At 37.8% G+C, this 10,552-nt stretch carries 14 protein-coding genes; 13 read left to right on the top strand and 1 reads right to left on the bottom strand.

The features are described 5' to 3' along the window. The first annotated feature begins 11 nt into the window (after nucleotides 1-11). On the top strand, nucleotides 12-1,382 hold the full coding sequence (locus ACH30E_RS07750) for a RagB/SusD family nutrient uptake outer membrane protein (RefSeq protein ID WP_294993871.1): 1,371 nt from the start codon (nucleotides 12-14) through the stop codon (nucleotides 1,380-1,382). 20 nt (nucleotides 1,383-1,402) lie between these two features. Continuing rightward, on the top strand, nucleotides 1,403-2,689 hold the full coding sequence (locus ACH30E_RS07755; RefSeq protein WP_294993868.1) for a TlpA family protein disulfide reductase: 1,287 nt from the start codon (nucleotides 1,403-1,405) through the stop codon (nucleotides 2,687-2,689). 379 nt (nucleotides 2,690-3,068) lie between these two features. On the opposite strand, the gene ACH30E_RS07760 is transcribed toward ACH30E_RS07755, so the two are convergent. Continuing rightward, on the bottom strand, nucleotides 3,069-3,437 hold the full coding sequence (locus ACH30E_RS07760; RefSeq protein ID WP_294993865.1) for a hypothetical protein: 369 nt from the start codon (nucleotides 3,435-3,437) through the stop codon (nucleotides 3,069-3,071). 341 nt (nucleotides 3,438-3,778) lie between these two features. On the opposite strand from ACH30E_RS07760, the gene ACH30E_RS07765 reads away from it, so the two are divergent. From ACH30E_RS07765 to ACH30E_RS07815, 11 genes are all read left to right on the top strand, one after another. After that, the gene (locus ACH30E_RS07765; protein ID WP_294993862.1) at nucleotides 3,779-4,135 is read left to right on the top strand and encodes a hypothetical protein; all 357 of its coding nucleotides are present in this window, start codon (nucleotides 3,779-3,781) and stop codon (nucleotides 4,133-4,135) included. 2 nt (nucleotides 4,136-4,137) lie between these two features. Next, a complete protein-coding gene (locus ACH30E_RS07770; RefSeq protein WP_294993859.1) occupies nucleotides 4,138-4,797 on the top strand; it encodes a hypothetical protein in 660 nt (219 codons plus the stop codon). Next, nucleotides 4,749-5,522: a sensor histidine kinase gene (locus tag ACH30E_RS07775; protein WP_490824355.1), complete on the top strand. Its 774-nt coding sequence runs from the start codon at nucleotides 4,749-4,751 to the stop codon at nucleotides 5,520-5,522. Before ACH30E_RS07770 ends, ACH30E_RS07775 begins: the two co-directional genes overlap by 49 nt. After that, nucleotides 5,506-6,180, top strand: a complete 675-nt coding sequence (locus tag ACH30E_RS07780) for a response regulator transcription factor (protein ID WP_294993853.1) — start codon at nucleotides 5,506-5,508, stop codon at nucleotides 6,178-6,180. The genes ACH30E_RS07775 and ACH30E_RS07780 overlap by 17 nt, the downstream gene beginning before the upstream one ends. 152 nt (nucleotides 6,181-6,332) lie before the next feature. Beyond that, a complete protein-coding gene (locus tag ACH30E_RS07785; protein WP_490824356.1) occupies nucleotides 6,333-6,914 on the top strand; it encodes a Crp/Fnr family transcriptional regulator in 582 nt (193 codons plus the stop codon). Nucleotides 6,915-7,084: 170 nt separating this feature from the next. Further along, nucleotides 7,085-7,408: a helix-turn-helix domain-containing protein gene (locus ACH30E_RS07790; RefSeq protein ID WP_490824357.1), complete on the top strand. Its 324-nt coding sequence runs from the start codon at nucleotides 7,085-7,087 to the stop codon at nucleotides 7,406-7,408. A gap of 344 nt (nucleotides 7,409-7,752) precedes the next feature. Then, nucleotides 7,753-8,124: a hypothetical protein gene (locus ACH30E_RS07795; RefSeq protein WP_490824358.1), complete on the top strand. Its 372-nt coding sequence runs from the start codon at nucleotides 7,753-7,755 to the stop codon at nucleotides 8,122-8,124. 34 nt (nucleotides 8,125-8,158) lie between these two features. After that, nucleotides 8,159-8,659, top strand: coding sequence for a helix-turn-helix domain-containing protein (locus ACH30E_RS07800; RefSeq protein ID WP_294993841.1), 501 nt, complete (start codon nucleotides 8,159-8,161; stop codon nucleotides 8,657-8,659). A 1-nt stretch (nucleotide 8,660) separates the two neighbouring features. Then, nucleotides 8,661-9,104 (top strand): hypothetical protein, encoded by a 444-nt coding sequence (locus tag ACH30E_RS07805; RefSeq protein WP_294993838.1) that lies wholly within the window; start codon nucleotides 8,661-8,663, stop codon nucleotides 9,102-9,104. A gap of 132 nt (nucleotides 9,105-9,236) precedes the next feature. Further along, entirely contained in the window at nucleotides 9,237-9,896 is a 660-nt protein-coding gene (locus ACH30E_RS07810) for a DUF6088 family protein (protein WP_490824359.1), read from the top strand. Between the two features lie 131 nt (nucleotides 9,897-10,027). After that, entirely contained in the window at nucleotides 10,028-10,534 is a 507-nt protein-coding gene (locus ACH30E_RS07815) for a hypothetical protein (protein WP_490824360.1), read from the top strand. Nucleotides 10,535-10,552 lie beyond the last annotated feature (18 nt).

A 10,552-nucleotide genomic window follows, 5' to 3' on the forward strand; every position in this document is an offset into this window, starting at 1 on the left:
ATCGTTCTTGTATGAAAAGTATCAAACTATTATCATTTATATTTTTAGCTTTTACTTCTTGTTCAAAAATTCTTGAAATTGATAACCCAAATACACAGCTTGTTGGATCTTCTGTATTTGAAAATGATGCTACAGCTACAGGGGCTCTTGTAGCCATTTATTCTCAAATGGAGAATGATGGCTATATTTCAAGTATAGTGCAATTAACTGGGCTATCTTCAGATGAATTCATAAATTATAATAATACATCGGGGGCAATGGATCTCGCTTTTAATAATTTAACATCTGAGAATGCTATCACATCTAGATTTTGGTCAGACTCTTATAAATTTATATACCAGGCAAATGCAGTGATTGAGGCTTTGCAAAAATCAAGAAACGTCCGGAGTGTCGTTAAAGAAAAACTCACTTCCGAAGCTAAATTTATTCGTGCATTTTGTCATTTCTATTTAGTTAATCTATTTGCTGAAGTGCCGATTGCAAACAGTACGGACTATAGAGTGAATTCTACGATTAGTCGCTCTTCAATAAATAAAGTATATGAATTTATAATTGGAGATTTAACTGACGCATCAATTTATTTAAATGATGATTATCTAAATGGGAATAATGCCATATCAACAGAAAGAGTAAGACCTAATCTTTCAGCTGTAAATGCTTTATTGGCAAAAGTATATTTATATATCGGGGATTATAGTAAAGCAGAAGAAACGGCAACAAAAATTATTTCAAAATCGAGCACATATTCATTATTGACAGATTTAAATTCAGTGTATTTAAAAAATAGTAAAGAAGCTATTTGGCAATTAATGGTAACAGCACCTTTGAGAAATTCAAGAATAGGGTTTGATCTTATACTAACAAGCTCTCCCAGCTCTGTTTCTTTGAGGCCTAGCATAGTTAATGAGTTTGAGAATTCCGATAAAAGAGTGAATTCTTGGATAAATTCTATTACAATTGGTTCTCAGCGATATTATTTTCCATTTAAGTATAAGATTGGGCAAAATGCGACATCTGTTGTTGAATATACCATGATTTTCAGATTAAGTGAAATGTACTTAATTCGATCAGAAGCTAGAGGTAGACAATCTAATCTGTTAGGAGCGTATCAAGACTTAAATGCAATAAGGCTACGCGCAGGATTGATTCCTCTTGTCCCAACCACATTGACAGATCTGCTTAATCAAGTAAATAAAGAGCGCTATTTGGAATTGTTTGCTGAATTGGGGGATAGATGGTTGAATCTGAAAAGAAGTAATTCAATAAATCAAGTTATGACTTCTGTGAAAGGCAGTAATTGGGCGACAACAGATCAATTGTACCCAATCCCATTACAAGAGATATTACGAAATGCTAGTTTAACTCAAAATCCTGGATATTAAAAAGTAATTTAACACTACTTATGAAATTTAGCTTAACTATTTTTTTCCTTTCGTTAATACTTGGTATTTATTCTGATGCTCAACCTAAAACAAATGTATCTATAGGTAAGTTGTATAATGACTATACCAATTTTAAAATTGAAAATGAACAAAACGAAACATTCACGATACCGGCATTAAGAGGTAAAAACATTATTGTGGATTTTTTCTCATCTACTTGTATAGTTTGTTTTCGGTCCATGCCTAAAATTGATTCTCTCCAAAGAAAATTTGAAAACAATTTTGAATTTATTCTAATTGGGAAAGAAGATGAAAATATCCGTTCAATATATAAACGTGTTGCAAATAAGTATTCTCTCGATTTGACAACTGTTTTCGACTCTACTATATTTTCTAATTTGGGTATCCAAATGGTTCCATACTATATATGGATTAATAAGGATGGTATCATAGTCGCAACAACGGGACCTGATGAAGTTACAGAAACTAATATTCAAAACTTCATACGCGGAAATGATTTTGTCTTAAATACAAAGGAAACAATAAACACGTTTTATCCTGATAAACTGATTTTTAGTACTGATTCTACTCATGGGGTATTTAAAATATTAAATAGAACATTACTGGCAGAATGGAAAGAAGGAGATCCTTTTTTCATACCCCGAACAATATCGGATTCAAAGTATTCAGATAAATTTCAAGCTATAGGAGTTACATTATTTGATTTGTACAACTATGCTTATTATGGAGAGACTAATTGGGGATACAAAACCGAAAAGTATGAAAAATATTTCCCATTTATAATGATTAAAGATAGTCTTAATGGGATCAAAATATTTGAAAACTCTAAAAAACGCTATCAATATAGCATCTTTAATACTGCCACAAGTTTTACGAATGAATTTATACAAAAAAATTTAAAACGGGATCTTGAAAACTTAACTGGATATCAATCTAAGTTAATTGAAATTAATGCTCCATGTTGGATTCTAAAAGTAACTGATAAAAATAAACTCGTACACGCTACGGATAAGGATAATGTAATTCGAAAAGATAACTTCGGATTGATTTTCAAAAATCAACCAGTTTCAAAACTTCTTGATATTCTACGTCAATATAATCGAGAGGATATACCCATTTTTAATGAGTCAGGAATAAATCATAATATCCAGCTTCACATTGAAGCTGATATGTCGAATTTGCAAGATGTTTCAAAAGAACTTGAAAAGTTTGGTTTAATAATCGAGAAAGGTAAAAGGCTGATGACGGCAATAGTATTGGAACTTAAACAAATTGCTAACGATTAAATTGCAAAGTCTTTCTTTTAAGTTGGAAATATTGTATTTCCTTTTCATTAAAAATCTAATAAGCATCTAAGAAACGATAATTAAATGTAAAACATCTAAGCGATAATATTTCGATTCTTTTTTATATAGTAACTATAGGAGAAAGATTACAAAATGCCAGTATAAAGAGATGTTTAGTCCAGATCAAAGTGGAGATATTGAAACTGCTGGATTAGTTTAATAAAGCCGAGGTTAAGATTAATGAATTCAGTTTTGTCTACGCAATTAGTGTTAGCAGGTATAACTTTCGTTGCTTAGTAAGTCTCTTTTACAATATGTCAATTTACTAGCCCGGCAGATACCTTTTTATCTAAATCCGCCATTCGATTTCGATAAAAATTTATTTTATTGCTTTCCTTTTAGTGTTCTTATTTGTTGGCGCATTTGGACTACGGAGCTCTTTGAATTTTTGAATGTCTGAATCTGTAATTTTTTCATACCGTTTTGCAAAATCAATTATACTTCTATTAAATGCTGAAAGTACAGGCAATAAACTTGTAATTTTAGTACCTGTCTTTCCAGAAAACATTGACAGTAAATTAGATTTTGTAATTCCTGTTTCGGCAGAAAGTTTGCCAAAGGAATTTACGATTTCAATCTTTCTATCATTTATTCGAGCATTTTTGTTTCCAACAGATTGTGCCTCTTTCAGCATTTCGTTTAGTACGATAGCTGTTTTGAGTTTTATCACATCTTGTTCTGAAATCATATGATAAAACAACATCCATAAATCATAATAAGTGGTATTGTAAATAGACCTTTTAGAATATTTGATTTATCTTTGCTGATATTTCCAATCATGCATCAAGATAATTTCAAAATTTACGAAGCAAAAGGGCAGATAACCCTGTTGGAACTCTACTCAATGAATAATTGTCTTCCAGTTTCTATGGATACTTATTTAAGAATCCTTCACGGCTTATTAGCAAAAGGATTGATTAAATTACCCGGATGCAATTCAACAATGCGGGAAAGCCGCCAATGATTCTGTAAACGCCGCCACAGTCACGGTAAGTTCTCAGCATAGTATTGTAACCTAAAACAAATACTATGCAAAACAATTTCATTCAACATTCGATTTCGCTAACTGAAGCGATTCAGTTAACCTCACATTTCCAGGCAGATCGACCTGCTGATATGCCCATCTGCGAGACATTTGAAAAAGCATCTGTGCTTGCCATGCTTGCTGTGGAAGGAGCAACTCAATTCCGTATTTATTACGGGAAAAAAGAAAACGGAGATGTATGTGCAGTGCTGGTTGCGGTTGATGCTGCCGGATATGATATACTGCCTCCTGTCAGCAAAATTGAACCTAATAACCTAGGCGAGGAGGGCGAGGCACTTGTGCTTGAAAACTCTTATAAGTGTCCGCACACCTGCCCGCCTGAGTCGCCCTTAATACCTTAACTATGACAGCTTTTGAATTTTGTCATCTTTCCTCTTTTTCGATACTTATTCCACTTTCAGCAGTTGGCTGGAAGTGGACAGGTATCTCCAAAAAATATCCATTTTTAGTGGTGTTGTTAATCATAGGCGCTTTAAGTGATCTAATCAGTTATATCACTATTAAAGTCTATGGTCAAAATACATTGAACGGGAATATATACCTGTTGTTAGAGTTTGTTTTATTTGGCTTCTTATTCAAAAAGTGGCCATCACATAGAAGCAGTCGTTTTCATTTATTGATTCTTTCTGCTGGTGTACTGGTTTGGGTGGGTGATAATCTTATTGTTCATTCACTGTTTTCCAATAATTCCATGTCAAGACTGGTTTGTTATGTTCTACTGGTGAGTGTCTGTAACGACCAACTGGTTTCCACACTGTTGAACAGAGCCGGCTCGGTTATCTTATCAGATATCCTTATTAGCCTGGCTTTTCTGTTTCATTATATCTATCGTGCTTTTATCGAGTCTTTTCAATTATACACCACCCACCTGGAACCATCCTATTTTATCAGGTTATGGGTGATTGATAATGGACTCAATATCCTGACTAATTTAATGATCACTGTAGCTTTTATATGCCACCGACACAAACCGACTTATTCTATTCTTTCCTCGCAGGGCTGACTGTTATTTCTGTCCTGTTTAGTGTATTTGCCCTTTCCATCTTCTACCATCTCCGGAAGAAGCGCAAACAGTTAAGAGATAAATTGTTTCAGGATGAATGCCTAATTGAAGCTGATAAGGCGAGGATAGCCAGGGATCTGCATGATGATCTGGGTTCATTACTGACCGGGCTGCAGTTTTCTTTTGCTGCGCTTGCTGAAAAGGACCGGAGTAATCTGTTGTTGGTGTCCTCTACTGAACAGATCGGTGCTTCCATTCTGCGACTTCGTGAGATTGCGCTGAACCTGTTGCCGAGGGAACTTGAAACAGAAGGACTGAATGCTGCGATTGAAAGTTTTGTAGAACGTATTAATTCGGTTAACCGGATCCAGGTTAACTATTTACCCGTTGCAGGTATTGAAGCGATGGACAAACAAAAAGCGATGGTGCTATTCAGGGTGATACAGGAAATTGTCAGCAACTCAATCAAGCATTCAAAGGCTTCGGTAATTGATATTGGGATTGTCCTGGATCATTCTCGTCTTATCCTGGAAATCAGAGATGACGGAACCGGGTTTGATTATGAGCGTTGCTTGCAACAAAAACATCATTCAGGGCTTAAGAATATTCAGTCCAGGATTGACATGTTGCATGGGATTATGATTGTTGAATCGAGCGGCGGCAACGGTACGCATTATTTTATTACTATACCTTATCGACAACTTATCCATGCAAAGAACTGGTAAAATAAAGATCGTTTTGGCGGATGATCATGAAGTATTTATTGAAGGCATGCTGCGCGTGTTTGACAATCATCCGGATTATGAGGTTGTTGATACGGTGCGGAATGGGCAGCAGTTGGTGAACAGTGTCCGGGCGAACCGGCCGGATGTGGTGCTGACGGATATTAGTATGCCAGGTGTCAATGGTATTGAGGCGATTCAGCAGATCAGGGTTTTTGCTCCGGATATGCTCTGTGTGGTGCTGACGAATTTTGATAGTGATCATTTGATTTTAAATGCGCTGGAGGCGGGTGCGTTCAGCTACGTGAACAAATCCATGCCAAAGGAGGTCATTTTCACCGCGCTTGAATCCTCTCTTGATGGTGTACCTCATTATTGCGACTCGACTTCTCAGCGGATCTTGCGCATGATACAGGCCAGTCATATCGGTAAGCCACAGAAGTATGAAGAACTATTCAACAGCAGCGAAAAGAAAATCATCTCCCTGATCGTGAAGGACATGATTATGAAGGATATTGCTGCTGAACTCTGCTTAGGTGACAGAACAGTAGAAAGGTATAAGGCAAAGATCAAAGAGAAAATGGGTGTCAAAACCAGGGCCGGGATTGTAGTCTATGCCATTCGAAATAAGCTCGTAATTTTAGACGATAGCGGTGTATAGGAATATTGCGGGAATGCCGCCAGTGTTTCTGCAAGAGCCGCCATCTGCCAAGACAGTTTTAAATGTATTTTCATATCGTCTTATTCCCCCCATAAGACGCAGTTGGTTTAGGGTGGGACGGGCATTTAGTTGGCCCGTCCCTTTTTTGTAACGTGAAAATAAAACTGCTGATGGATGAATTTTTTCAATATCTCTCTACGCTGCACCCGCTTTCTGACGAGATCCGGGCTGCGCTGGTCGGGCGATGTCATCGGTTTAGTTTCCGGAAGAATGTTCCGCTGCTCAGGACCGGTGATCCTTGCGACTGGATGGCTTTTATTGAAAAAGGACTTGTGAAGTGCTGCTATGATATATCCGGTGGGCAGGAGCGTATTATCTGTTTTCTGCGTACCGGTGAAATTACCTGCGCTACCAGTAGTTTTCATGCGCTTGCTCCATCCCGACTTTCTATTGTCGCTCTTGACGAAACAGTGATCCGCAAAATCAGTAGGGTAGAGGCGGAGGCGGTAGCTGACAAATTTCCTGTCTTTCATACGCATTTGCGCAAGATTACAGAGTTGCAATCTGCGCAACTGGAACAACACTACCTGCTACAAGCTGAATCGGCTAAAGAAAGACTTTCCAGGCTTCCTGCACTTTGCGGTTGGATGCTGAAAGATAAACGCATCAAGCAGTATATGATTGCGGATTATCTGGGGGTGGATCGGGCGACGGTGAGCAGGTGGAAGCGGTAGGGATTCCACTCATATATCCACAGGATCATATGGTGGTGTGGTTTTAGGGTTCTGGAGGAAGTCTGTCAAGGATCAATTTATAGAGTTGATCTTGTGGGTGACACGGAGATTTTTATAAAATGTTGGTTATTGTCTACAAAAATGTTCTATTTGTAGATAATAACCAACAAATGAAAACTAAAAAACAGGTGATTTTCCCGAAATACCAGCGTGTACTGGACCAACTGGGGGAAAATATCAAACTGGCGCGAAAGCGCAGGCACCTGACCACTGTACAGGTATCTGAAAGGGCAGGGATTGACCGATCGACGCTTTATGAGATTGAGAAAGGTAGTGCCAGTGTTTCATTGGGGGCTTATTTTAATACATTACGCGTTTTGGGTTTGCAGGATGATTTTTTAAAATTGGCTGCTGATGATGAATTCGGTCGCAGACTGCAGGACCTGGATCTGCTTACTACTAAAAATCGAAGCCGCGATCCTCGTCCTGAATAATCGAAGATTGAGACTGGCATACCAATTATGATCATGGTTCAAGTGGTTTATGGCATTTCAATTTGCCGATCATCCATTCTTTTACCGAGATTTTTGGAAATTAGTATTCAATTCCCCTATATTTATCCCGAAATTTTACTTAAAAGTGAAATAGTTCGGAGATATGGTCCTATTTTTGTACTCTATTTTATGTATAAGTGAAATATCAAATCGTCGAACTAGCAGCGCTTTCGGGAACAATGGCCACCGTTTACACTGTCCTTCTGGATGGTGATGAAACGAGCTTATTTGATTATTTTCTTAGTGAAAATGCGGAAAAATACCCGGACGAGGTGCAATCAATTTTGAAACGTTTACGTGAAATAGGAAGTTCAACCGGAGCAAGGGAAAAGTTCTTTAAACATGACGAAGGAATACCCGGGGACGGGGTTTGTGCGTTATATGATGATCCTGACAGCCATCTCAGGCTATACTGTATCCGTTATGGATCGGTAGCCATTATTTTGGGTGGTGGCGGTCCCAAAGAGGTAAGAGCCTGGCAGGATGACCCTAAACTGGAAATGGAAGCAAGGGAAATGATCGACTTATCTGCCAGTATTATTACCCGTATTTCTAACGGGGAACTTTCCTGGTCGTCCGATGGAGCTAAACTCCTGGGTGACTTAGCCTTCAACAATGATTCTGCTGATAGTGCAGAAGAAGAGGAAGGCAATTAATTTTAGGATAGCCTTGAATAAAGGCTCGTGATATATGAAAACCAAACTACAAGACAACATGACCAAAGAGAGAGCAGTCAGCAAGCACAGCAGTAAGATTCTTGGTGACCTTCTTGCCAAGATCACTCCAGTCAGCCAGTTTCAGACCAACACAAGGATGACAGTTGCCGCCAGAATTGATGATTTAATTATTGCAAGGGGATGGGGCAAAAGTGAACTGGCACAAAAACTGAACAAGAACCCTTCTGAGGTAACCAAGTGGCTTAGTGGTACACAAAATTTTACGCTCGATACTTTATCTGAGATTGCATTCATTATGCAAATTCCTGTTTCTGAGTTATTTGCTCCGATGCAGATACAAATTGTTGGCAGGATGCATGTAACAATAAAGGTTGAGATGGATCGTCCTGCTATACAATATCTGACAAGGTCTATCGGCGGAGAATTATGTGACATTGAAGGATATGAAAATGCGATTAATAAGAACTTGATGATCACTTCTTATTGTTACAATAGAGAACATTCCCGATTCTAATATGGACAACGAACAAAATATTACTTTAGAAGAAGCTACTTTTTCATTTAAGGGCATTGAATTATTGCGAGGCAGTTTGCATTACCCTCCACAGGTGAATACGCAACTCACGAATTTCACTTATGAGCTAGCTGTTGAAAACCAAATTGACTCGGTTCAAAAATTGATATTTGTCATTGTAAAGATCCGGATCAGTTGCAGTGAAAGCAAAGAGCCTGTCGGTGCATTGGACGTAAGTTGTATCTATGAAATTATCAATTTCCCAGACGTGATTAAGTTAAATCCTGATGGTAAATGGTCTGTACCTAAAACATTGTCCGATACGCTGAATTCAGTTTCGATTTCTACTACACGAGGGGTTATGTTCTCTACTTTTAAAGGCACTTTTCTGCATAATGCAATTCTTCCTATTATTGATCCTTCCGCATTGCATTTGGAAAAATAAAGTAACTGTTTATTAGTGGACGTATTTAATTATATAAAAACCTGTGCATACAGGTTTTTTTGTTTGATGTTAACACTATGCTTGTTAAAATCTCAGAAACTGCAATGCTTTATTTTTCTATGATCTCTTTGAATGAATAGTTTTGTTGTTATGCAAGCTGAAAAAGGGTTTATTAATTTACTTCGAGAAGCTATCCAACATAACAAAGGAGAGGTCTTCTTCGCGGATGATTTTTTGCATTTGGGTGAACTTTCTAAAATTCAACGCGGACTATCTTTATTAGTTAAACGACAGGAGATACGACGTATTAGCAGAGGCATATATTATTTGCCGATTATAGATGAATTGATTGGCCCTCTAGTTCCTTCGATTGATGATATTGTTAAAAAAATTGCTCAGCGAGATCAAATCATGATTAGACCTACCGGCGCAGATGCTCTCAATAGACTTGGATTTTCAACGCAAGTACCTATGCGTATTGTGTACCTTACGAGTGGGCCATCCAGGCAAATAAAAATTGGAAAAGGTTTCATCACATTAAAGCATCGAAATCCTAAATACATGGGTGCAAAAGATCCAATGGTTTATCTAATTATTCAAGCCCTTATTGAGATTGGTGACTATATTAAAAAAAATAAAAAACTTAAGGAGCATCTCGTCAAAATATTAAATCTTGTTCCATCTTATATTGTAAGACAGGATGCAGTTTTTGCTCCTGTATGGATCACCCGTTTGCTTCTTTCAACAATTAAACGGATTGAATTGAAAAATGAAACTCTCTCTAAATCATAATGACCTGATAAAAATGATTTCAGTGATCAAAGTCATTTTATATTTTTCTTCCTGTTGACGAGTGTCAATTAAGCCCCTTTCACGTGTAGGTAGTTTTGTGTTGTCAAGTTTCAGCATTTAAACTACTGATCATGAAAACAATTATCGCGATCTTTTTAGTCATCATCAACAGCCAGGGGCAAGCGCAAAATATCAGCCTGCAAATGGGGAAGAGTTTGTGGCCGGCGGATCATATTGCTTTGCGCTATGAACACTGGACCAATGGTGGGATCAATTTTTCCGGTGGTCTGTTTCACCAACGTTCCCATTACAAGCGACTGAACTATTCCTGTTACGGACTTGACCTCTTGGGAGAATATATCAGCAACCGGAATGCAGATCCCTTACCCTGGTTTGGGTTAAGACTGGGGGCGGGTGCGACCTGGCAGGTGCAACAAGAGCCCTGGCTTTATCAAAAACTTTCTTTTCGCGAACGCATGAACTACGGACTGCTTTCTGAAGTCAATCTCGACTGCAATATCACTGAACATTTTCGGCTGAGTCTTTTTGGACAGCAAAAATATTTTTTCCGAAAACAGATGGGCAGCTATGCTTTCTGTTTTGGTCTTGGCCTCGCTTACCGATTGAGTGCCTATTGATTTTAAGTGAACTAAATC

The sequence above is a fragment of the Sediminibacterium sp. FW305-C-61 genome (genome assembly GCF_058231065.1).

Excerpts from the sequence above, each read along its gene's own strand:
- ACH30E_RS07765 (WP_294993862.1), top strand. The coding sequence starts at position 3,779 with ATGCAAAACAATTTCATTCAACATTCGATTTCGCTAACTGAAGCGATT.
- ACH30E_RS07815 (WP_490824360.1), top strand. The coding sequence starts at position 10,028 with ATGAAAACAATTATCGCGATCTTTTTAGTCATCATCAACAGCCAGGGG.
- ACH30E_RS07780 (WP_294993853.1), top strand. The coding sequence starts at position 5,506 with ATGCAAAGAACTGGTAAAATAAAGATCGTTTTGGCGGATGATCATGAA.
- ACH30E_RS07790 (WP_490824357.1), top strand. The coding sequence starts at position 7,085 with ATGAAAACTAAAAAACAGGTGATTTTCCCGAAATACCAGCGTGTACTG.
- ACH30E_RS07810 (WP_490824359.1), top strand. The coding sequence starts at position 9,237 with ATGAATAGTTTTGTTGTTATGCAAGCTGAAAAAGGGTTTATTAATTTA.
- ACH30E_RS07760 (WP_294993865.1), bottom strand. The coding sequence starts at position 3,437 with ATGATTTCAGAACAAGATGTGATAAAACTCAAAACAGCTATCGTACTA.
- ACH30E_RS07800 (WP_294993841.1), top strand. The coding sequence starts at position 8,159 with ATGAAAACCAAACTACAAGACAACATGACCAAAGAGAGAGCAGTCAGC.
- ACH30E_RS07750 (WP_294993871.1), top strand. The coding sequence starts at position 12 with ATGAAAAGTATCAAACTATTATCATTTATATTTTTAGCTTTTACTTCT.
- ACH30E_RS07755 (WP_294993868.1), top strand. The coding sequence starts at position 1,403 with ATGAAATTTAGCTTAACTATTTTTTTCCTTTCGTTAATACTTGGTATT.
- ACH30E_RS07805 (WP_294993838.1), top strand. The coding sequence starts at position 8,661 with ATGGACAACGAACAAAATATTACTTTAGAAGAAGCTACTTTTTCATTT.
- ACH30E_RS07775 (WP_490824355.1), top strand. The coding sequence starts at position 4,749 with ATGCCACCGACACAAACCGACTTATTCTATTCTTTCCTCGCAGGGCTG.
- ACH30E_RS07770 (WP_294993859.1), top strand. The coding sequence starts at position 4,138 with ATGACAGCTTTTGAATTTTGTCATCTTTCCTCTTTTTCGATACTTATT.